We start from the raw sequence: 21744 nt of genomic DNA, 5'->3' as shown, positions 1-21744 counted from the left end.
CCCAACCCCGGTTGCAGCACCCCGCCGCACCAATACAAGGAGATTCCCCCATGCAGTTACAGGTGGCACGCATCGGCAAGCCGCACGGCATCCGCGGCGAAGTAACCGTCCAGGTACTGACTGATGCCCCCGAAGACCGCTTTGTGCCCGGAACCGAGCTCATCGTCGAGCCTGCGTCCAAGGGCCCGCTCACGGTCATCAGCGCCCGCTGGAACAAGGACATCCTTCTGCTCGGATTCGACGAAGTGGTGGACCGCAACGGCGCTGAGGAGCTGCGCGGGGCAATGCTCTCTGTCGACATCGATGAACTGGACGACGAGGACGACGACGAGGGCTGGTACGAGCACGAGCTGGTGGGGCTGAAGGCTCGAATCGGCGACGACGTCGTGGGTACCGTCAGCGGCCTGCGCACCCTCACCGTCCAGGACCTGCTGGTGATTGACGACAATGAGGGCCGTGAGGTCTTTGTTCCCTTCGTCGAAGCCATCGTGCCCGAGGTCAACGTTGAGGGCGGCTACGTGCTGCTTACTCCGCCGGAGGGCTTGTTTGAGCTGAATCTCCCCGAGGACAAGCAGGACAAGCAGGGGAAGCCGGAGAAGGACAGCGGAAGCAAGGACAAGGACGCTCAGAACGAGGCCGGCCGCTAAGTGCGTATTGATGTAGTCAGCATTTTCCCGGAGTACCTGGCAGCACTGGATCTGTCGCTGATCGGCAAGGCACGGCAGGACGGGCTGCTGGACCTCAACGTCCACGACCTGCGGGACTTCACCACGGACCGCCACCGCACCGTGGATGACACCCCCTACGGCGGCGGCGCCGGCATGGTCATGAAGGCCGAGCCCTGGGCGCAGGCGCTGGGTTCTGTTGCGGAGGCGGGGACCGGCGACGGCGTCACCCCCGACGCTGAAACCCGCCCCGTGCTGATCGTCCCCTCGCCCGCGGGGGCCGTGTTCACCCAGGCCATGGCCTATGAGCTGGCCGAAGAGAAGCACCTTGTGTTCGCCTGCGGACGCTACGAGGGTATTGATGAGCGCGTCCTGGAGTGGGCCGATGAGCGTTTTGATGTGCGTCCGGTGAGCCTCGGGGATTATGTGCTCAATGGGGGAGAGGTTGCCGTGCTGGCCATGGTGGAGGCCATTGGCCGCCTGGTGCCCGGCGTCGTCGGCAATCCCGAATCCCTGGTGGAGGAATCGCACTCCGACGGCCTGCTGGAATACCCGGTCTACACCAAGCCCTCTTTGTGGAGGGACCGGAATGTGCCGGACATCCTGCTCAGCGGCAACCACGGCAAGATCGCCCAGTGGCGCCGGGAGCAGCAGCTGCAGCGCACCGCAGCCCGCCGGCCGGACCTGCTGGAAAAGTTCAACGTCTCCCAGCTGACCAAGGCAGACAAGGCAGCCCTGGCATCCATGGGATACGAAGTGACGAAGGACCGGATCCTGCCCCGCGGGTGATTGGTGGCGTTTGTCCGGGTGTGGCAGAATAGATAACTGTGTCATCTGGGTCCGCACCTGCCACAGGGGGAGCGCGGCCAACAGAATACACACCGGCGGCCAATCCTCGGCTTCGCCGGTCTTATAGCTTCGGCAGCATCTGTGCAGTCCTTCGCGGCCGCATCCTTGCCTGCCGTTACCAAAGTGAATGACCTGTGGCGTTCACCAGGAGTGATAAACAATGCACATCCTAGATTCTGTTGATGCAGCCTCGCTGCGTTCAGACATCCCCGAGTTCCGCGCCGGTGACACGGTCAAGGTTCACGTAAACATCATCGAAGGCAAGAACACCCGTGTTCAGGTCTTCCAGGGCTTCGTCATGAAGCGCCAGGGCGACGGCCTGCGCGAGACCTTCACGGTCCGCAAGGTCAGCTTCGGCGTCGGCGTGGAGCGTACCTTCCCGGTGCACTCCCCGGTTCTCGACAAGATCGAGGTCGTCTCCAAGGGTGACGTCCGCCGCGCCAAGCTGTACTACATGCGCGACCTGCGCGGCAAGGCAGCCAAGATCAAGGAAAAGCGCGACGCACGTCCCGCCAAGTAAATTTCTTGATCCACGCAGCATCCGCTTCCGGGGAATCTTCGGACTCCTCCCGGAAGCACACGAAACGCCGGTCCACGATTGTGGGCTGGCGTTTTGTGCTCTGCGCTCTCGCCGCAGCGGTTGTGCTGGCGGCACTGGTCCGCGCGTTTATCGTGGACGTCTATTACATTCCGTCCGAATCGATGCAGCCGCTGCTGGAACCGGGCGACCGCGTGGCGGTCTCACGCACGGAGTACCGCTCCGGTGAGATCCGGCGCGGAGACGTGGTGGTCTTTGACGGCCGAGGCTCCCTCGCCCCGCTGAACAGCGGAGATGCCGCCCCGGTTGCGGCGCTGAAGTCCCTGGCCCGCTGGGTGGGGCTGATGGGCAGCGACACGGTCTATGTGAAACGGGTGATCGGACTCCCCGGGGACCGGGTCACCTGCTGCACCGCAGACGAGCCGCGGCTGACCGTGAACGGAACTCCGCTGGATGAGCCGTACGTTTACCCTTCAGACGCTCCCAGCGACAAGAACTTCGATGTCATCGTCCCCGAGGGACGGCTGTGGCTTCTGGGCGACCACCGGTCCGAGTCAGCGGATTCGCGTTCGCTCCTGGGCGCACCGGGCGGCGGCCTCATCTCCGAGGAACGCATCATTGGCCGTGCGACGGCCATCCTGTGGCCGCTGGAGCGCAGTTCGGATATTGAGCGGCTAGAGTTAGGAGCCGAGTGGAACACGGCGAAATAAGAGGACAGCACATGGCTCAGAACGTCCCGGACGAGCCCACCCGGAATCCCGGACCCAGCGTTCACGGAGCGCATTCGGCGCGTCCCCGGGCAGCAGGCCCGGGCCGGAACGGCAAAGACAAGCACCGCGGTTTCGGCGGCTGGCTCCGCGAAGTCGCCACCATCATCGTGATCGCGCTGCTCCTGTCCTTCCTCATCAAGACCTTCCTGTTCCGGGCGTTCTACATTCCCTCGGGCTCCATGGAAGAAACCCTGGAAATCAACGACCGGATCTTCGTGAACCTGCTGGTTCCGGAACCCTTTGACCTGAACCGCGGCGACGTGGTGGTCTTCAAGGACACCCAGGGCTGGCTGCCCGAGCTTCCTCCGGCCACCGAAGGACCCGGCGCCTGGATCCGTGACGCCCTCATTTTTGTCGGCCTGATTCCGGACACCTCCGAGCAGCATCTGGTCAAGCGCGTCATCGGCACCGAGGGTGACCACGTGGTCTGCTGCGACGCCGATGGCCGGATCACGGTCAACGGCGAGCCTCTGAACGAGCCCTACATCTATCCCGGCGCCTCGCCGTCGGACATTCCGTTCGACGTGGTTGTTCCGGAAGGCAAGGTTTGGGTCATGGGGGACCACCGCAACGCCTCCGCTGATTCACGTGAACACCTCCAGGATGCCGGCGGCGGGTTCATCGACGTCGAGGACATTGAAGGCAAAGCCGCAGTGACCGCCTGGCCTCTGAACCACGCCGGCTTCATCGGCAGCTACCCGGAAGTCTTCGAAAACATTCCCGATCCTTCCAGCTCCCTTCCGGCCGGATCCCGATGACCGCGACGTCCGCCCGGCCGCGGCCCAAGACGGGCGCCGGAAGCAAGGCTCCCACGCTGCGGCACGAACGGTCCTTTGCGGCCGTCGGCTACAAGGTCCTGGCAGGCTGCGACGAAGTGGGCCGGGGCGCCCTGGCCGGTCCGGTCAGCGTGGGCCTGGTGGCCGTTGACCTGGCCACCGTCCGTTCGCTCAAGGGCGTGCGGGACAGCAAGCTGCTCTCACACAGCGACCGGGAAACGCTGGTGCCCCAGATCAAGAAGTGGGCCCGGGGCTGGGGAGTGGGGCATTCCAGCGCCGCGGAAATAGATTTGCACGGCATCATGGGTGCGCTGCGCCTGGCCGGCACCCGCGCCTGGGACCAGATCTGCGCGGACCTGACCCCCGACGTCGTCCTTCTGGACGGCAACTACAACTGGCTTTCACCGGCGCGCCAGGCCAGTCTTTTTGACCTTCCCGGGAACGACGACGGCGGCTGCCAGGCGCCCGTGCACACCAAAATCAAGGCGGACATGACCTGCCTCAGTGTGGCCGCGGCCAGCGTACTTGCGAAGGTGGAGCGGGACACGATGATGGTGGACTACGCTGTGACACATCCTCAGTACGGCTGGGAAGTGAATAAGGGATACGCCACGGCGTCCCATCGGCTGGCGATAGACGAGTTTGGGCCCACGCCCCTGCATCGGATGTCCTGGCAGCTGGGAACACGTCCGGAAGCGGATGCCCGGGACCATGAGAGCGTCGTTGGGGGATGATGGAAATATGAGTGCCGAAGACCTTGAGAACTATGAAACGGACATGGAGCTCCAGCTCTACCGTGAATACCGGGACGTGGTGGGACTCTTCAGCTATGTGGTGGAGACCGAGCGCAGGTTCTATCTCGCCAACCACGTTGACCTGCAGGCACGGTCCGCGGACGGGGAAATCTACTTTGACCTGACCCTGCAGGATGCCTGGGTCTGGGACGTCTACCGCTCGGCCCGGTTCGTGAAAAGCGTCCGGGTGATTACGTTCAAGGACGTCAACGTCGAGGAACTCACGCGCAACGACGACCTGACCATTCCCAAGGCCGACGAACTGGGCTGAATCCGCTCAGCGCCCTAGGACCGAAGCGTCGGTGTGAACAGCGGCGGCGAGGAGGGCTGCGGAAGGCTGGCGGCGACGTCGTTCCACTGTGCCCAGGACCCGGAGGGCTTCCGCGGTGCTTCGGCGGCGAGGCTCGAAACCCAGCCTTCAACCATCTTTCCCCGGTGCGGCAGAAAGTGCGGAACCGCAATGGGCGGCGGGAAACCGTTGCGCCACACCGATTTGTAGCTGCCGACGTTGCCCGCATTGGCCGACCAGCTCACCACATCCCAGCCGAGATCATCCAGGGCATAGGCCACCGCCAGGCCGACGGCACGCGACATCAGTCCCTTTCCCCGGTACTCCGGAGCCGTGACGAACCCCAGATCGCCCGAGTTGGCACCCTTGAACCGCAGGTCCAAAGTCCCGGCGTAGGCACCGCACGCCTCGAGCGCCCAGGAAATCTCCTTTTCCTGCGGCACAGAGATGGCGGCCACGTACTCCACGGCCATCTCCCGCGTGTAGTCCAGGGGAACGGTGGTCCACCGGCGTGTCAGCGGGTCAACGCAACGGGAGAGGACCGGATCAATATCGGCCTCGTGGTGCGGGCGCAGCGTGAGCTCTGACTCGGAGAGGACGGGAATGTCATAAGGCATGGGTCCACCCTAGTGCAGCTGTGACCCGCGTCTCCTAAACTGCTGAAATGGCGCTTCCCGAGACACCGCTGTCCGGATACCTGTCCGGCAACCGAAGGTTGTATGCGCAGATGCGGCCCGACGCCGGATCGCTGGAGCTTATCCTCGCCCTGCAGCAGGCGCTGGCAGCACGTACCCAGGTGAACGACGGCGGCCGTCCGCGCTGGGTCCCTGAGCGGCAGGTCCACCTGACACTGATCCATTTCGGCAAGGTCCGGGATGTTTATGCAGCGGTTTCCGCTGCCGGAAACATTTCCTGGGACGAGTATGAAGAGCGTCTGGCTGCTTACGTGGCGGCGACCGAAGCCGCCATGCCGCGGGAACCCATCCTGCTGGAGCCGGCCGTGCTGTCCCGGTTTGGGCGGCACGGACGGACCCTGGTCCTGGAGTATTTTCCGTCGTCGGCGCTGCTGCGCGCTCACGAACGGGCGTACGCGGCACTTGAAGTGTTCTTGAACAGCTGCGGGATCCCCGACGTCGGAGCCTTCACTGCTGCGGATCCCAACTTCATGTTTGCCTCCGCTCTGCGTCCCCACATCACGTTGGCGCGCGGCTTTGCCGGGACGCTGCCGGCACCTGTGCACAGCGGTTCGCTGTACGGCGGTGAGCGGCGCGGAGTGCACAACACTGCCGCCCCGGGGGACGGCAGTATTGTCCCGGCCCGGGTTCGGCTGGAGTCCATGCCGGTGGTGTATCCGGAGGCCGGCTGACGCCGTCGTAGTATAAAGCGGCGACGGCAGCAGCTTTCTGGGAAATGGGGGAACGGAATGCCTGGAACGGGTGCGGGTGGCGGCGGATCCGGTCTGCACCGCCCGACGCCGGAGGATCCGGCGCGGCCGAAGCCGGCGCCGCTGGTGTTCTCGGTATCGAAACTCCGCCTGCTGGGGATGGCGCTTCTTTGCGTTCCCTTCGTCCTCGTGGGAATCTACTTGATTTCCAAGTTTCCCGATTGGGGCTCCGTGCTCATGGGCTCAGCCACCGTGATCTTTTTCGGAGGCGGCGGGCTCTGGGCGCTCTGGACCAAGCTGCGTCAGCCGACGGTCCTTACCCTGTCCGAAGAAGGCATCAAGCCGGAGTCGGGCGGCCTCATTCCGTGGGACGATTTCGATGCTGCGGGAATCGGGCGGATCCCCGGAGGGTCCAGCGGAACAAAGGTCATTGGCATCCGGCTGAACTCCTACGAGCGGTTCGTGAAGTCGTTCACGCCGGATGAACTTCGGCTGATGCGGGGTGCAAATACCGCGGCTAGGTTTACGGCCGTCGCATTGCCCAAGATCGCCGGGGGTTCCGTGCGCTCCAACCGTTCCATGAAACGCTCGCTGGGGCATCTACGGTCCCTGCCGCGGCAGGACGAAGCCTCCCTTCCCCTGCAGGACGTGGCCGGTACTCTGGCCTGGAACCGTGGCCTGTGCGGATGGGACATCACCTTTTCCCCGTTGGTGTTCAGGGGATCCGCTGACACGGTGGTCCGGGATATCGAAAACTACCATCAGGCCGTGAAGCGGCGTTCCGGGGCGTAGCCCGGGCGAACAGACGCAGGGACAGGAACAGGTCGGCCCCGGCGCAGAGCACCGGGGCCGACCTGTCATTTGAGCGACTGCAGGTTAGCTGTCGCTTACCTCAGTGCGTCGGCGGTTGCGAACCAGGGCGGTAGCACCCAGGCCGGCAAGCAGCAGTCCTGCTCCGGCCATAGCAGCCGTCGTGGAATCAGCTCCGGTATTCGGCAGCCGGGGAGAGTCGGTGGCTACCGGCGGTACCGTCGGATCATCTTCCGGAACGGTGGGTTCCGGGGTGGGCTTGGGATCCGGGGTGGGCTCCGGTGTCGGCTTGGGGTCCGGCGTGGGCTCCGGCGTGGCGTCCGGCGTGGGCGTGGGCTCCGGCGTGGGCGTGGGGTCCGGGGTGGGCGTGGGATCCGGCGTGGGCGTGGGCTCCGGGGTGGGCGTGGGATCCGGCGTGGGCTTGGGGTCCGGCGTGGGCGTTGGTTCCGGAGTGGGCTCCGTTTCGCATTCTGGAATCGGGCCGTAGACCTCAAGGTCATCATGCCTGTTATCGGTCAGCGTGACCGGTCCCTCAAATCCTTCAGGGTAGACAATTGTTTCGGGCCAGACGAAAGCCCCTGTGATGTCCAGCTTGTCCTGCTGGATGCCCCAGCCCGGCCCGCAGACGTAGTCGGGCAGCAGGCCGATTATGTCTGTAAACCAGTCTGTACCCTCTTGGGTGGCCAGGAGGCTCTGGGGACCAGAGTTTTCCCAAGCAGCAGGCTTCGCAGGGTCATTCTTTTTGTAGACGTACGCGCCGACTTCCTGGGATACGGAAGTATCGGTGCCCGCGCCGTCATCGGGACCGGTTGCCACAGCCGGTTGTATGACGGCCAGAGAGAAGGCCCCTATCGATAGTGCAGTGGCGGCCGCAGCGGCCGTTGGTTTTAAGACCTGTTTCATGGTTCCTTCGACAATCGGTTAAAACTTCAGTGTTCTCTCGGGGGGCCCGTTCATCCTGCCGAAGCATCCTCAGGTCGCACTCAAGATGGCATCAAGATCACGACAAGACTTGCTGTGCGGCGCAATTCCTCCCCAAGACGCGCTCGTTACTAAAACGGGAAGGGTCGTCCACAGCCCATGGCCGTCGCCCGGCAAAGGTTCCGAGAAGAGCGCAGGGTGGGCACATGAGAGCTAAGGACACCCTGGGGCAGCGCGGTGAGGAGCTTGCCGCCGCCTATCTGACCGCCATCGGCATCGAAGTAGTGGACCGCAATTGGCGGTGTGCCGACGGTGAAATTGACCTCGTGGGCATCGACGGCGACACGCTGGTGATCGTAGAGGTCAAGACCCGTTCCTCCCTGGACTACGGGGACCCACTCGAAGCCATCACGCCGGCGAAGCTGGCACGGCTCTACCTGCTGGCGGCCCGATGGAGACGGGCATCCGCCCGGCACTATCCCTCGTTCCGCGTGGACGCCGTTTCGGTTCTTGATAACGGTGCCGGGACACCGATCATCGAGCACTTGAGAGAGGTTGCGCTGTGACGCTGGGACGGACATACGGGGTGGGACTCGTTGGGCTGGATGGCCGCATGGTGGAGGTTGAAGCCGACATCGGTCAGACACTGCCGTCGTTTGTCCTTCTTGGGTTGCCTGACGCGTCCCTGAACGAAGCCAAGGACCGGGTTCGATCCGCAGCCAAGAACGCGGGTCTGCCGCTGAGCCGGAGGCGGATCACCGTCAATTTGATGCCGGCCGACGTCCACAAGCGCGGTTCCGGTTTCGACTTGGCGATTGTGATGGCAGCTCTCGCTGCAGCGGGCGACATCAAAGCCAGCGGCCGCCGCGTCTTTATCGCCGAGCTCGGCTTGGACGGCCGGCTGCGGCCCGTGCGGGGAATACTGCCGGCAGTCATGGCCGCCGTGGAGGCCGGATACTCGGAGATCACCGTCGCGGAAGCCAATGCCGATGAAGCGGCCCTCGTCCCGGGAGCCGAGGTTAACGGATTCAGTTCGCTGGCCGAAGTTGCCGCCTTCCTCGGTGCAGATCCTGAGCGGCTGGTTTTTCCCCCGCAGATCCCGGGCCGGGTGGACAGCGGAACCGGCGAATCTGCCGCGGCTCCTCGTCCAAAGCGGGACATGTCGGATATTGCAGGGCAAGCAGAAGCGCGGTTCGCGGTAGAAGTGGCCGCAGCCGGCGCCCATCATCTGCTGATGACGGGCCCGCCCGGAGCGGGTAAGACGATGTTGGCCGAGCGGCTTCCGAGCCTGTTGCCGGACCTCTCCGATACCCACGCCATGGAAGTAACCGCAATCCATTCTCTGGTGTCCGGCGGACGGACGTGCTCCCAGCTGCTGCGGCGCCCGCCGTTTGAGAGCCCGCACCACACGGCCTCATCCGCTGCCATTATCGGTGGGGGTTCGGGGATTGCCCGTCCGGGAGCGGCATCCCGCGCCCACCGCGGTGTCCTGTTCCTGGATGAAGCGCCGGAATACGAGCGGCGTGTCCTGGATGCGCTGCGCCAACCGTTGGAAAGCGGGAAAGTCGAACTGCACCGGGCAGCGGGAACAGCTACCTATCCGGCCCGGTTCCAGTTGCTGCTGGCGGCGAACCCCTGCCCTTGCGGGCTGGCGTCCGGAAAGGGAATCGATTGCACCTGCACTCCGCAGCAGCGGCGCAGATACTTCGGCCGGCTCTCGGGGCCGTTGCTGGACCGGGTTGATCTGCGGCTCCAGGTGCAGCGGGTCTCACTGAGGGAGTTGGCCGGTGACGGGTGTGCCGAGGGCAGCACTGTCATAGCCGGCCGGGTGGAAGAGGCCCGCCGGGTCCAGCATGCGCGCCTGAAGAACTGGGGATATGAGACCAATGCGGAGGTGGCGGGAAATCTGCTGCGAGGTCCGCTGCGACCGCCGCCGCGGGCCACGGCGTCACTGGACCGAGCCATGGACCGGCAAACATTGACCGCAAGGGGCTACGACAGGGTGCTGCGGATTGCGTGGAGCGTTGCCGATCTGGCCGGCCACTCAGCGCCCGACGCCGACGACGTCGGGCAGGCACTGGGGTTCCGGCAGCAGGGGGAGGCGGCATGAACGGCGTGGGGATGGAACTTCTGCGGACAAGGGCTGCCCTTTCCCGGATGTTCGAACCTTCAGACAATGTTGGGCTGGCGCTCGTTGAAGCAGCGGGCCCGCACGATGCACTCCGGGTGGCCACCGGTGCAGTCCGGGCCGGTGAGCAGCTCACCCGCGACGTGATTGACATCCTGGCAACAGCCGGCCTCTCAGTACCGGGGAACATCCTGTCGTCGGCCCTGGAACGATGGATTCCCCGGGTCACTGATCTTGCACCCGACCGCGACCTCGCCATGATTGGACGGGCAGGAGGCGAACTGCTCATTCCCGAGGACTCCCGCTGGCCGGAAGCTCTGCGGGATCTGGAGCTCGGAATGCCTTTGTGTCTCTGGGCGCGGGGGGATTTGAGCAAGGGAATCCCGGCGCTGCACCAGACCGCGGCCGTTGTCGGGTCACGGGACAGCACGGGGTACGGCGCATCAGTGACTGGAGACATCGCGGCCGGGCTCGTAACCCGGGGATGGACCGTGGTTTCCGGTGGCGCCTACGGTATTGATGCCCAGGCTCACCGTGCGGCCCTGGCTACGGCAAGCCTGGCCCGCATTCCCACCATCGCCGTCATGGCCTGCGGAGTGGACCGCTACTATCCGGCGGGCAATGAGGAACTCCTTCGCGAAGTTGTCCGCCGTGGCCTCCTTCTGTCGGAAGTCCCTCCCGGGTCCTCGCCCACCCGCTGGAGGTTTCTACAGCGCAACAGGATCATCGCCGCCCTCAGCGCCGTGACCGTCGTGGTGGAAGCACGATGGCGGTCCGGCGCCCTTAATACCGCACACCATGCAGCGGCACTGGGACGCGAAGTAGGCGCAGTTCCGGGCTCCGTGTATTCAGCCAACTCAGCGGGCTGCCACCGACTGCTGCGTGACGGCAGCGCCGTCTGTGTGACGGATGCGGCCGAAGTAGCTGAATTGGGCGGCCCGATCGGATCGACCGATGACACCGCAGGCAGCGCCCGCGAGGCACCTCATGCTGTCCACGACGGGCTGACGATCGAAGACATGCTGCTCCTCGATGCACTGCCGCTGCGCAGTGGATCTCCGGTTGAAAAGCTGGCTTCCGTCGCCGGGCTGTCGGTGCCCTCCGTCCGGGCAGGCCTGGCTCGTCTGGAACTCGAAGATCTCGCCGCCCGGGACGGTCCTGACAAATGGCGGAGAAGCCGCAGATAAACCCTTACTGTCCGCACCCTCGCCCCAACCACCACACTGCGAACCACCTAATGAAAGGAACTGTCGTGCGAATCCACAAGAGTGTTGTCACGCCGCTGGGAATCCTTACCCTGGCCTCTGAGGAAGGATCCCTCAAAGCCGTTTTCGCCGGGATACCCGACCCCGCAGCCGATCACGGACTGGGGCGCATCGTGGAGGACGGATTCGAAGAAGCTGAACGCCAACTCAGCGAGTACTTCGCAGGCCACCGCTGTTGCTTCGACCTGGATCTCGAAATAAGAGGCACCGACTTCCAACGCCTCGTCTGGGCCGAGGTGTCAGCCATTCCCTACGGCCAAACCTGCAGCTACAAGGAATTGGCCATCCGGCTGGGAGATGCAGCCAAAGCCCGAAGCGTGGGTGCCGCCCTTTCCCGCAACCCGCTGAACATCGTCATCCCCACCCACCGAGTCGTGGGATCACGCGGTTCCCTAACCGGCTATTCCTCGGGTATCGATTCGAAAAGGTTTCTGCTGGAACACGAGAGCTCAGAGGCTACCGCGGCGCTGCGCATCCAGTGTGCCGAGGCAGCAGGTTTGCCCGCCTAAGGGGTTCCGTGACGGCTCGGGTCGCGGACCTGGCCGGCGGCGTCGGCCTTTCGGTCACCCCAAATGTGAGGTCGTTCTGAGGAGTGCGGGTCCTCGGGTATGCCGAGGACCCGCGCGCCGATGTCCCGGCGCCGCCTCAGCGAACAATTCAGCGAACAATGTGGTGGAGACGGTGCTGTCCCATCGTGGCCGTGCCCGGCGAAGCAGTGCCGGGACGTGGAAGATGCCGGATCCGCTGGGTAGTGCCCTTCAACTCGCCGCCATGACGGAGGTAGATCAGTCCGCCGCCGGTGTGCCTGCTTGAGGACAGACAGCGATGCGAGGACAGTAAAGGGGTGAATAAAGAGGCGAGCGAAGAGTCCCGCGCCGAGACCCCTGCCTGGCCGGGAGAGTTCAGCCGGGCCCTGCGCCGGTTCAGCCGCTATCTGACCAGCGAACGCGGCCGGTCCGAGCACACTGTCCGGGCATATGAGGGCGACGTTGCCCAGCTGTTGAACTATGCGCTGGCCGGGGGAGTACGGACTCTGGAAGGCCTCGATCTGGGTGTCCTGCGCGGTTGGTTGGGTGCGCTCAGTGCGGCTGGTCTGGCCCGGTCTACGCTGGCTCGCCGGGCCGCCACTGCGCGCAGCTTTACCGGGTGGGCCCTCCGCGAGGAACTTATCAGTGCGGACCCGGCGCTCCGGCTCCGTGCACCGAAGCGCGACAAGACTCTGCCCGCAGTGCTGCGTGCCGGACAGGTCGGTGCCCTCTTTGACACGCTCGCGGCAGCCGCCGCTGAAGGAGACCCCGTCGCAGTCCGGAACCATGCTCTCGTGGAGCTGCTTTATGCCACCGGGATCCGGGTGGGGGAGCTAACCGGATTGGACATCGACGACCTGAACCCGGAACGCCGTACGCTGACGGTGATCGGCAAGGGAAACAAGGAGCGGACCGTTCCGTACGGGCAGCCCGCAGCTGCAGCCGTAGACGCCTGGCTGCGCCGCGGCCGGCCGGCACTGGCAACTGCCGAAAGCGGTCCGGCCCTGTTCCTGGGCCAACGCGGCAGGCGGGTCGACCAGCGGCAGGTCCGCTCGGTTGTCTCCGGACTCTTTGAAGGCCTGGGAGACACCGGCGCCACCGGACCGCACGCGCTGCGGCACTCAGCCGCAACACATCTGCTCGACGGCGGTGCGGATCTGAGAGCCGTGCAGGAAATCCTAGGACACTCCTCCCTGGCCACGACGCAGCTGTATACGCACGTATCCGTGGACCGATTGCGCGCGAGCTACCAGCAGGCCCATCCCCGGGCCTGATCGCAGAATCGAAGGTGCCGAAAGGGCTGTACCGTTTATTGGCGCAAACGGATAACTTGCGGCACAATAAGGCTAAGTTCACATCGAACGAAAGTCTCAGAGAATCACGAAAGTCTCGTCGAATCGAAAGGCATCAGCAGAGTTTATTAGGCGCAGTTCGTACTGGGGTCAAACAAGCAACACAAGGATTTCACTCAGGTTGAAGGTCGTTGGGGAAGACGTACCTACAGCTATGGAGGATGGAATGTCTGTTGTGATGGCCCACGGCGTGTTATTCATACACTCCGCCCCGTCTGCGTTGTGCCCCCATATCGAGTGGGCTATCGGATCCGTCGTGGAAAAGCGAACGGATCTAAAGTGGACCCCTCAGCCGGCTGCTCCCGGAATGCTGCGGACCGAATTGGAATGGACCGGTCCGCAGGGAACGGGGTCCCTTCTGGCTTCCGCGCTGCGCGGCTGGGCCCACCTCCGGTATGAAGTCACCGAGGACCAGAGTCCCGGGGCTGACGGCAGCCGCTGGTGCCACACTCCCGAACTGGGCATATTCCACGCCGCCACTGACGTCCACGGCAACATCATGGTGTCGGAAGACCGGATTCGGTACGCCTACGAGAACGGGGCGGGTGACCCCTCAGCTGTTTATCATGAGCTGTCCCTGGCCTTGGGCGAAGCATGGGATGACGAGCTTGAACCCTTCCGGCATGCAGGTGACGGAGCCAATGTCCGCTGGCTTCACCAGGTCGGATAACTGCCCGGATTCCAGGCTGGCCGCACATAAACGCTGGGCCGGACATAAACACAGAAGCCGAACATAAACGCAGAAGAGGGAGGACCTGTTGGTCCTCCCTCTTCTGCGTCGGTAATGAGCTGCCAGCAGGTAGCCTCAGTAGCTGCGCAGGGCGATAACGGCGTTATGCCCGCCGAAACCAAACGAATTGCTCAGGACCACAATGTCGCCGCCGGGCAGGGTCCGGGCCGACGTGACGACGTCGAGCGGGATTTCCGGATCCTGGTTTTCAAGGTTGATGGTGGCCGGTGCCTGGCGGTCATAAACGGCCATCGCGGTCATGACCGCTTCCACGGCGCCGGACGCGCCCAGCAGGTGGCCTGTCTGTGACTTGGTTGCGGACACCGCAACGTTGTCCACGTGGGACCCCAGTGCGGCCTTCAGCGCCGTGTACTCAGGCTTGTCACCCACCGGTGTGGAGGTGGCGTGCGCGTTGACATGGACTACGTCCTCGGCCTGTGCCCGCGCGTCGTAGAGAGCCGCTTTCAGGGCGCGGGTGGCGCCCAGGCCCTCGGGGTCGGGAGCGGTGATGTGGTAAGCGTCGGCGGTGACGGCCGTGCCGGCAAGCTCGGCATAGATCCGGGCGCCGCGGGCCAGGGCGTGTTCCTCGGCTTCCAGTACCAGCGCGCCGGCGCCCTCGCCCATGACAAAACCGTCGCGGTCCTTGTCATACGGGCGGGATGCGCGTTCCGGATCATCATTGCGCTTGGAAAGGGCCTGCATCGAGGCGAACGCCGCCATCGGCATGGGGTGGATGGCAGCTTCGGCACCGCCGCAGACAACGACGTCGGCCTTGCCGGAGCGGATCAGTTCCAGTCCCTGGTGCAGGGCTTCAGTGCCGGAAGCGCAGGCAGACACCGGGGTATGGGCACCGGCTCGGGCACCCAGGTCCAAGCTGACGGCGGCGGCGGGGCCGTTGGGCATCAGCATGGGAACGGTCATGGGGAGGACCCGGCGGGGGCCCTTTTCACGGAGGGTGTCCCAGGCATCGAGCAGGGTCCACACGCCGCCGATGCCCGTGGCAAAGGAGACCGCGAGACGGTCATGGTCTACGTCCTCGATGCCGGAGTCGGCCCATGCTTCCCGGGCGGATACCACGGCAAACTGGGTGGACGGGTCCATGCGCTTGGCTTCAACGCGGGAGAGGATGTCAGTGGCCGGGGTGGAAACACGCGCGGCGAAGGTTACGGGAAGGCTGTACTGGGCTACCCAATCGTCCTCGAGGGTACGGGCGCCGGGGACACCTTTGAGGGCGTTCTTCCACATGGTGGGAACATCTCCGCCAATGGGCGTAGTGGCGCCCAGGCCGGTGATGACTACTTTGCGGGCCATGATTCACTCTCTCGAAAACGTTGGTGTAGCTTCAGGTGCATGCGCTGACGCGGCGGCCGCCGCCGGGATAGGCAGCGGCCGCCGGCGGATTACGCCTGGGCTTTGGAAATGAAGTCCACGGCGTCGCCGACGGTCTTCAGGTTCTTGACCTCTTCGTCCGGGATGCGCACGCCGAACTTCTCTTCGGCGTTGACGACGATCGTCATCATCGAGATGGAGTCGATGTCCAGGTCATCGGTGAAGGACTTGTCCAGTTCGACGGACTCGGGGGCCAGACCGGTTTCCTCGTTGACGATCTCGGCGAGGCCGGCCAGGATTTCTTCGTTGCTAGCCATGTTGGCTCCTTTTTCTCGTGATGCCGGCAGGAACCGGCGGGGTGGTCCAACCGCGGAGCGGTGTGGTGAATGGGGGCGGACGGGTTACGGAAGAACGATAACCTGTGCGCCGAAGACCAGGCCTGCTCCGAAGCCGATCTGGAGGGACAGCTTGCCGCTGAGCTCAGGGTTTTCCTGCAGCAGCCGGTGCGTCGCCAGCGGGATCGAGGCCGCGGACGTGTTGCCGGCGTCGGCGATGTCGCGGGCAATGATCACGGACTCGGGAAGCTTCAGCTGCTTGGCCATTTCGTCGATGATGCGCATGTTGGCCTGATGCGGGACGAAGGCCCCGAGATCCTCGGCGGTGACGCCGGCGGCGTCGAGGGCGCGCTGTGCTACCTTCGCCATTTCCCAGACAGCCCAGCGGAACACGCTCTGGCCGTCCTGGCGCAGAGTGGGCCACAGCTTGGTGTCGCGCTCGGCGATGTCGGCCGCATCAACGGTGTCGCCGGCCGCTTCGGCGGCGAGGGACAGTTCGCGGATGTCCAGCATGGAATGCGTCATGCCGATGGTGGTGGACTTGCTGCCATCGGAGCCCCAGACGGACGGGCCGATGCCCGCAGAATCTGACGGACCGACGACGACGGCGCCTGCGCCGTCACCGAGCAGGAAGGAGATAGTGCGCTCGGTGTTGTCGATGAAGTCGGAGAGCTTCTCCACGCCGATGACCAGCACGTATTCTGCTGCTCCGGAGCGCACCAGGGCGTCAGCCTGGGCCACGCCGTAGCAGTAACCCGCGCAGGCGGCCGATACGTCGTAGGCCGGAGCGGGGGCGGCGCCGAGCAGATGCGCGATCTCGGCTGCGGCTGACGGAGTGGCGTACGGGTGGGTCACGGTGGAGACGATGACTGCGCCAAGCTGCGAACCGTCGATTCCTGCGCTCTGCAGGGCGTCGCGGCCGGCAGCTTCCGCCATGTCCACCACGGAGGTGCCCTTGTCGGCACGGTGCCGGGTGATGATGCCCGTGCGCTGGCGGATCCACTCATCGGAGGAGTCGATCCACTGGCAGACGTCCTCGTTGCTCACGATGACGTCGGGGCGGAACGCACCAATGCCGTGAATCCGGCTGAACTGGTGGACGGGGGACTGCTTCAGGGTGGGCGTGCTCACGCGTTACCTTCTCCGGTGGTGGTTGCTGCTACTGCGGCGGCCGTGCCTGAATGTTCAGTAATGAACTCCCGGGCGGCGTCGAGATCTTCGGGGGATTTCAGGGCCAGGGTGGGCAGGCCCTTGAGCCCGCGGCGTGCCAGTCCTGTAAGGGTTCCTGCCGGCGGCAGTTCCAGCATGCCGGTGACACCCATGGCCGCCATGGACTCCATGCACAGGTCCCAGCGGACCGGACGGGAGACCTGGCTGATGAGGCTGTCCAGGTTGGCTTCGCCGGACACCACGGCGGCGCCGTCGTAGTTGGAGAGCAGTGTGGGCAGGGGAGCGGCCGGGCGCAGCTGCGGGCGGAGGTTCTCCAGCACGCTGACCGCCGGGGCCATGTGGGCGGTGTGGAAGGCGCCGGCAACCTTCAGCGGGATGACGCGGGCCTTGGCCGGGGGTGCTGCGGCAAAAGCGGCCAGCTGTTCCAGGGTTCCCGCTGCCACGGTTTGTCCGCCGCCGTTGGCATTGGCCGCGGTGAGGCCGGCCGCGGCAAGTGCAGCGGTAACTTCCTCGGGGTCTCCGCCAAGCACTGCACTCATGCCGGTGGGGGTTTCCGCGGCGGCGCGGGCCATGGCATTGGCGCGTTCGCGGACGAAAATCAGGGCGTCGGGTTCGGTCAGTGCGCCGGCGAGGGCCGAAGCCGTAATCTCACCAACGGAGTGCCCCGCGACGACGGTGGAAGCGGTGAGTGCCTTCGGTTCCACGAGGAGCCGCGCTGCCATCAGTCCGGCGGCAACGATCAGGGGCTGGGCTACTGCGGTGTCCTTGATGGTTTCCTCATCAGAGACGGTGCCGTGAGCGATCAGATCCAGACCGGCGATGGCGCTGAGGGATTCGAGGTGTTCCCGAACTCCGGGCAGTTCAAGCCACGGAGAAAGGAAACCTGGCGTTTGGGACCCCTGGCCGGGGCAGACAATTGCGAGCACGTATCAAGCTTTCCAAAGAGACGGTCAGATCCCGGGTGTTTGCGTAGACCAAGCTCCCGGTGCGGCGTTGTAGGAAGTCTACAAGGTGGTTGAGCGCATGCAACCGACTCAGGAGCGGCTGGCGGAACGCTCGGGAACGGCTTTGCCCGGCGGCGCGAGGCGGCCCACCACCAGGGCTGTCTGCAGCACAAAAGCTTCGCGCGGCAGCATCGGGTCCCAGCCGGTGACATCACAGACCCGCCGCAGCCGGTACCTGACCGTGTTGGCATGGACGAAGAGTTCACGTGCCGTTGCCTCCAGGGAATGCCCCAGTGACAGGTAGGCGGAGAGCGTCTCGGCCAGCCCGTTGGAGGCGCTGAGCAGCGGCCGGTAAATGCTCCGGACCAGGGCCTTGCGGGCGCTGTCATCGCCGGACATGACCCGTTCCGGCCAGAGATCGTCAGCCGCCACCGGGCGCGGTGCCGCTGGCCAGGCACGGGCCGCGGTGAGCCCGGCGAAGGCAGCCTGAGCCGACGGTCCGGCGTCGACCAGTGAATCCGCGGGAGGCCCGTAAACCACCGGTCCGGGACCGAAGAGTTCCGCGAGCCGGCCGTAGGAGCCGGCGCTCTCATCCATGCCGCCCAGTACCAGGATGAGCCGTTCGCCTTGGATTCCCACGAGGGCGTCTTCGCTGAGACGTGCAGTGGCCCGCCGCAGCTCGTTGACGAAGGAGGCATTGGTGTCCGACGGCGAACTGCCCACCATCACGGTGATCCGTGCGGTGGAGGTCCACCCCACGGCGGCGATGCGGGAACGCAGCGCATCGGAGCTTTCACCGCGCAGGATGGCATCCACCACGAGTGCCTCGAGCCGTGTGTCCCAGGCGCCGCGGGTCTCCGCAGCGCGTGCGTACACGTCTGCTGCGGCAAAGGCCACTTCCCGGGAATAGCGCAGGACGGCTTCACGCAGCGGCCCCTGGACGTCGTCGTCGGCCAGCTCGGGCACCCGGTCTTCCACCACCTGAACCACTACCCGGATCAGCTGCAGGGCTTTCTGCAGGCTGATGGAACGGGTGAGTTCGGTGGGTGCCGTGCCGAAGACGTCGCTAAGGACCCAGGCCGGGGAAGCCGGACGCTCGTACCAGTTCACGAAGGAGGCGATGCCCTTCTGGGCCACCATGCCCAGCGCGGAACGTTCATCCGGGCGCAGTCCCCGGTACCAGGGCAGGGAGACGTCCAGCTGCTTCAGCGTGGCAGTGGATAGTTTTCCAATGTTGGCTTTGAGGCGTTCGACGGTGGAGGGATCCGCCGGTTCGGCACGCCTCCCGTGTCGAGGCGCGGCTGTGCTGCGAGTCACTGGCATAAAGCTGAGCTTACGGGGTTCACCGAACAAGCACCATTTTGTGCGAAGGCTACAACTCGGGGTATGTGTCGGCCCTGCATCACCCTGCCGATCCGAGCCTGCGGAACCGGGCTGTGCGCTGCTCGAGCCGTGCCGCGGACGGCACCGTCCGCAGGGATGCAAGCTCGTATTCCACGGCCTGGCCCATCCTCCGGCAGAAAGCCGGTGCTTCTGCGGCGGCGTCAGGCTCCTCCGGAACGATGTGGTCCACGATGCCGTGAGCCGCCAGGGCGGAGACCGTCACGCCCTGTTCCTGTGCCATTTGTGCCCCGTGTTCAGTATCACGGTAGACAATGGCGCTCGCCCCCTCCGGCGGGAGAGATGACAGCCACGCGTGCTGCGCGGCCACCGTACGGTCTGCGGGCAGCAGCGCCAACGCTCCGCCTCCGGCGCCCTGTCCAAGCAGCACAGACACGGTGGGACAGTTCAACCCGACCAGGTCATTCAGACAGCGGGCGATTTCCCCGGCGAGCCCGCCCTCCTCGGCTTCCTTGGAAAGGGCGGCCCCTCCGGTGTCGATAACCGTCAACAGGGGAAGGTTCAGCTCTTCGGCCAGACGCATGCCCCGGCGCGCCTCCCGCAGTGACGCCGGCCCCAGCGCCGGCTGCTTGGAACCGCGCTGGCGGTCCTGGCCCAGCACCACACAGGAAGTTTCGCCAAAACGGGCCAGAGCCAGCAGCAGCCCCGGATCCTTTTCACCCTGGCCGGTTCCGTTCAGCGGGAGGACGTCGGCGGCTGCAAAGTGCAGCAGCTGGCGCACTCCGGGCCGCTGCCGGTTGCGGGAGATGGTGATGGATTCCCAGGCCGGCACCTCTGCGGGGGACGCGCTCAGGGATGCCGGCTCCGGCAACGGGGTAACAGGTCCCGGGAGCAGCATGGACAGGGCACGGTGAATGGTAGGTGCGAGTTCCTCGGGCGGAAGCACCGCATCCACCAGGCCTCGGGCCTGCAGGTTTTCCGCCGTCTGAACACCTTCCGGAAACGGCTCTCCATACAGGGATTCGTAAACCCGCGGGCCGAGGAATCCCAGCAGTGCACCCGGCTCGGCGACGGTGATGTGCCCCAGCGAACCCCAGGAAGCCATGACGCCGCCGGTGGTGGGATGACGCAGGTACACAAGGTAGGGCAGGCCCGCTTCCTTGTGCCGGCGGACAGCTGCAGTGATTTTCACCATCGAGAGGAAAGCCAGAGTGCCCTCTTGCATCCGGGTACCGCCGGACGCCGGACCCGCCAGCAGCGGCAGTCCTTCCCGGGTGGCGCGTTCCACGGCGTCGGTTAGGCGATCTGCCGCGGCAACGCCAATGGATCCGCCGAGGAAACCAAATTCACAAACAACCAAAGCCACCCGCCGTCCGTGCACGAGCCCCTCTCCGGTCAGTACGGACTCGTCTTCCCCCGTTTTCTCCCTGGCAGCGGCGAGGTCTGCTTCATAGGCCTTGCTGTGCTCGGTGTAGGTCACCGGGGCGTCCCAGGAGACGTACGTTCCGGGATCAACCACGAGATCCAGCAGGCCGCGGGCATTAAGACGCCGGGGCCGTGTTTGGACACTCATGCGCCCGCGCCTCCGGCTTGTTCGGAGCTGCCGGCCAGCCAGTTCCGGATCTCGCTTCCGTGCTGGTCCAGCAGGGGCGGAGCGGCGTGGCTGCGGTTGGTGGTTTCGGTGCCTTCCTCAGCGTCAAAGAAACGCAGCGGCGGTCCCGGCAGGGCAACCGTGCCCAGGACGGGATGTTCGACGTCGACCACGAGGCCCTGCGAATGCACCTGCTCCCATTCGTAGACTTCGTCCAGCGTCCGCACCTTGCCGGCCGGAATGCCCGCGGCCCGCAGCTTCTCCAGCAGCGGTTCGGCATCAAATTCGGCAAACGCTTCTTCGACGGCCTCGATGACCGCAGGGCGGTTGCGCACCCGCTGCGCATTGCCGGCAAATTCGGGACGGGAGGTGTCGATGCCGAACGTGGCCGCGAACGTTTCCCACAGCTTCTCGCTGCCAACACTGATCTGGACCTTGCCGCCGCGGCAAGAGAACAGGCCGTAGGGCGCAATAGAGGGATGGTGGTTCCCCTGAGCAGCCGGGACTTCGCCGGCAACGGTGTGCCGGGTGCCCTGAAAAGCATGAACGCCGACGACGGCGGCCAGCAGCGATGTACGGACCACCTGTCCCTTGCCGGTGCGCTCGCGTTCCAGCAGCGCAGCCAGCAGGCCGAAGGCCCCGTACATCCCGGACAGCAGATCAGCGATCGGCACCCCCACACGCTGAGGGTCCTCCGGGCCTGAACCTGTCAGGGACATGAGGCCGGCTTCTCCCTGAACAATCTGGTCGTAACCGCTGCGGGTGGCCTCGGGGCCGTCGTGTCCAAAACCGCTGATGGACAGGATCACCAGCCGGGGATTGAGCTCATGCAGCTGCGCCGGGGAGAAGCCGAGCCGGTCCAGCACCCCGGGCCGGAAATTCTCCACTAGAACATCGGCCCGCCGGACCAGATCCCGCAGCACGGCCACGCCGTCGTCGGACTTGAGGTCCAGACTGATTGACTCTTTGTTGCGGTTGCAGGAGAGGAAGTATGTGGCCTGCAAATCGTCTTCCGGGCCAACGAACGGCGGTCCCCAGCTGCGGGTGTCATCACCCGTGCCGGGGGTCTCAACCTTGATCACGCGGGCGCCGAGGTCCGCAAGCATCATGCCGGCGTGGGGACCGGCTAAGGCGCGGCTCAGGTCAACAACGAGGTAGCCGTCCAGCGGGCCGCGGGAAGTGGATGTGGAGCTCATGGAAGTCTCTTTCTGTAGCGGGGATGTGGAGCCGGGCGGT

At 65.2% G+C, this 21744-nt stretch carries 24 protein-coding genes; 15 read left to right on the top strand and 9 right to left on the bottom strand.

Annotated elements, in window-relative coordinates:
* The first annotated feature begins 50 nt into the window (after window positions 1-50).
* The 7 genes from rimM to CXQ89_RS11930 all read left to right on the top strand — a co-directional run bounded on the left by rimM (window position 51) and on the right by CXQ89_RS11930 (window position 4663).
* Complete coding sequence (gene rimM / locus CXQ89_RS11960) at window positions 51-647, top strand: ribosome maturation factor RimM (RefSeq protein WP_104161348.1); 597 nt, start codon at window positions 51-53, stop codon at window positions 645-647.
* Window positions 648-1454, top strand: a complete 807-nt coding sequence (gene trmD, locus CXQ89_RS11955) for a tRNA (guanosine(37)-N1)-methyltransferase TrmD (RefSeq protein ID WP_104161347.1) — start codon at window positions 648-650, stop codon at window positions 1452-1454. It abuts the gene before it with no gap.
* Window positions 1455-1674: 220 nt separating this feature from the next.
* On the top strand, window positions 1675-2034 hold the full coding sequence (gene rplS / locus CXQ89_RS11950; RefSeq protein ID WP_104053845.1) for a 50S ribosomal protein L19: 360 nt from the start codon (window positions 1675-1677) through the stop codon (window positions 2032-2034).
* A gap of 5 nt (window positions 2035-2039) precedes the next feature.
* A complete protein-coding gene (gene lepB / locus CXQ89_RS11945) occupies window positions 2040-2762 on the top strand; it encodes a signal peptidase I (RefSeq protein WP_237685196.1) in 723 nt (240 codons plus the stop codon).
* Window positions 2763-2773: 11 nt separating this feature from the next.
* Complete coding sequence (gene lepB / locus CXQ89_RS11940) at window positions 2774-3580, top strand: signal peptidase I (protein WP_104053846.1); 807 nt, start codon at window positions 2774-2776, stop codon at window positions 3578-3580.
* A complete protein-coding gene (locus tag CXQ89_RS11935) occupies window positions 3577-4332 on the top strand; it encodes a ribonuclease HII (protein WP_104053847.1) in 756 nt (251 codons plus the stop codon). Before lepB (CXQ89_RS11940) ends, CXQ89_RS11935 begins: the two co-directional genes overlap by 4 nt.
* Window positions 4333-4339: 7 nt before the next feature.
* On the top strand, window positions 4340-4663 hold the full coding sequence (locus CXQ89_RS11930; RefSeq protein WP_104053848.1) for a DUF2469 domain-containing protein: 324 nt from the start codon (window positions 4340-4342) through the stop codon (window positions 4661-4663).
* A gap of 14 nt (window positions 4664-4677) precedes the next feature.
* Here CXQ89_RS11930 and CXQ89_RS11925 read toward each other — a convergent pair whose 3' ends face one another.
* Window positions 4678-5298 carry a GNAT family N-acetyltransferase gene (locus CXQ89_RS11925; RefSeq protein ID WP_104161346.1) on the bottom strand — a complete coding sequence of 207 codons (621 nt, stop codon included), beginning with the start codon at window positions 5296-5298 and terminating at the stop codon, window positions 4678-4680.
* Window positions 5299-5345: 47 nt separating this feature from the next.
* On the opposite strand from CXQ89_RS11925, the gene CXQ89_RS11920 reads away from it, so the two are divergent.
* The gene (locus CXQ89_RS11920) at window positions 5346-6047 is read left to right on the top strand and encodes a 2'-5' RNA ligase family protein (protein ID WP_104161345.1); all 702 of its coding nucleotides are present in this window, start codon (window positions 5346-5348) and stop codon (window positions 6045-6047) included.
* Window positions 6048-6104: 57 nt separating this feature from the next.
* Window positions 6105-6857: an STM3941 family protein gene (locus tag CXQ89_RS11915; protein WP_104161344.1), complete on the top strand. Its 753-nt coding sequence runs from the start codon at window positions 6105-6107 to the stop codon at window positions 6855-6857.
* A gap of 84 nt (window positions 6858-6941) precedes the next feature.
* On the opposite strand, the gene CXQ89_RS11910 is transcribed toward CXQ89_RS11915, so the two are convergent.
* Entirely contained in the window at window positions 6942-7691 is a 750-nt protein-coding gene (locus tag CXQ89_RS11910) for an LPXTG cell wall anchor domain-containing protein (RefSeq protein ID WP_146067241.1), read from the bottom strand.
* A 311-nt stretch (window positions 7692-8002) separates the two neighbouring features.
* On the opposite strand from CXQ89_RS11910, the gene CXQ89_RS11905 reads away from it, so the two are divergent.
* The 6 genes from CXQ89_RS11905 (at window position 8003) to CXQ89_RS11880 (ending at window position 13738) form a co-directional block, all read left to right on the top strand.
* A complete protein-coding gene (locus CXQ89_RS11905; RefSeq protein WP_104161342.1) occupies window positions 8003-8362 on the top strand; it encodes a YraN family protein in 360 nt (119 codons plus the stop codon).
* Window positions 8359-9906, top strand: coding sequence for a YifB family Mg chelatase-like AAA ATPase (locus CXQ89_RS11900; protein ID WP_104161341.1), 1548 nt, complete (start codon window positions 8359-8361; stop codon window positions 9904-9906). The genes CXQ89_RS11905 and CXQ89_RS11900 overlap by 4 nt, the downstream gene beginning before the upstream one ends.
* A 47-nt stretch (window positions 9907-9953) precedes the next feature.
* Window positions 9954-11111, top strand: a complete 1158-nt coding sequence (gene dprA, locus CXQ89_RS11895; protein WP_237685195.1) for a DNA-processing protein DprA — start codon at window positions 9954-9956, stop codon at window positions 11109-11111.
* Between the two features lie 65 nt (window positions 11112-11176).
* Window positions 11177-11698: a methylated-DNA--[protein]-cysteine S-methyltransferase gene (locus CXQ89_RS11890; protein ID WP_258060064.1), complete on the top strand. Its 522-nt coding sequence runs from the start codon at window positions 11177-11179 to the stop codon at window positions 11696-11698.
* A gap of 404 nt (window positions 11699-12102) precedes the next feature.
* Complete coding sequence (locus CXQ89_RS11885) at window positions 12103-12990, top strand: tyrosine recombinase XerC (protein WP_258060084.1); 888 nt, start codon at window positions 12103-12105, stop codon at window positions 12988-12990.
* Window positions 12991-13234: 244 nt separating this feature from the next.
* Window positions 13235-13738 carry a DUF3145 domain-containing protein gene (locus CXQ89_RS11880; RefSeq protein ID WP_104053858.1) on the top strand — a complete coding sequence of 168 codons (504 nt, stop codon included), beginning with the start codon at window positions 13235-13237 and terminating at the stop codon, window positions 13736-13738.
* A 135-nt stretch (window positions 13739-13873) separates the two neighbouring features.
* Here CXQ89_RS11880 and fabF read toward each other — a convergent pair whose 3' ends face one another.
* From fabF to CXQ89_RS11845, 7 genes are all read right to left on the bottom strand, one after another.
* On the bottom strand, window positions 13874-15109 hold the full coding sequence (gene fabF / locus CXQ89_RS11875; protein WP_104161337.1) for a beta-ketoacyl-ACP synthase II: 1236 nt from the start codon (window positions 15107-15109) through the stop codon (window positions 13874-13876).
* A gap of 89 nt (window positions 15110-15198) precedes the next feature.
* Window positions 15199-15444, bottom strand: a complete 246-nt coding sequence (locus tag CXQ89_RS11870; protein WP_104053860.1) for an acyl carrier protein — start codon at window positions 15442-15444, stop codon at window positions 15199-15201.
* Window positions 15445-15528: 84 nt separating this feature from the next.
* Window positions 15529-16593, bottom strand: a complete 1065-nt coding sequence (locus CXQ89_RS11865; protein ID WP_104161336.1) for a beta-ketoacyl-ACP synthase III — start codon at window positions 16591-16593, stop codon at window positions 15529-15531.
* On the bottom strand, window positions 16590-17558 hold the full coding sequence (locus CXQ89_RS11860) for an ACP S-malonyltransferase (RefSeq protein WP_104161335.1): 969 nt from the start codon (window positions 17556-17558) through the stop codon (window positions 16590-16592). The genes CXQ89_RS11865 and CXQ89_RS11860 overlap by 4 nt, the downstream gene beginning before the upstream one ends.
* 108 nt (window positions 17559-17666) lie before the next feature.
* Window positions 17667-18899 (bottom strand): CdaR family transcriptional regulator, encoded by a 1233-nt coding sequence (locus CXQ89_RS11855; RefSeq protein ID WP_104053863.1) that lies wholly within the window; start codon window positions 18897-18899, stop codon window positions 17667-17669.
* Window positions 18900-18978: 79 nt separating this feature from the next.
* Window positions 18979-20490, bottom strand: a complete 1512-nt coding sequence (locus tag CXQ89_RS11850) for a carboxyl transferase domain-containing protein (RefSeq protein ID WP_104161334.1) — start codon at window positions 20488-20490, stop codon at window positions 18979-18981.
* Window positions 20487-21704 (bottom strand): CaiB/BaiF CoA-transferase family protein, encoded by a 1218-nt coding sequence (locus CXQ89_RS11845; protein ID WP_104161333.1) that lies wholly within the window; start codon window positions 21702-21704, stop codon window positions 20487-20489. The genes CXQ89_RS11850 and CXQ89_RS11845 overlap by 4 nt, the downstream gene beginning before the upstream one ends.
* Between the last annotated feature and the right edge of the window lie 40 nt (window positions 21705-21744).

This window comes from Arthrobacter sp. ZGTC212, from assembly GCF_002929255.1.
GTDB lineage: Bacteria > Actinomycetota > Actinomycetes > Actinomycetales > Micrococcaceae > Arthrobacter_B > Arthrobacter_B sunyaminii.
This window is presented reverse-complemented; position numbering and strand designations above follow the sequence as displayed.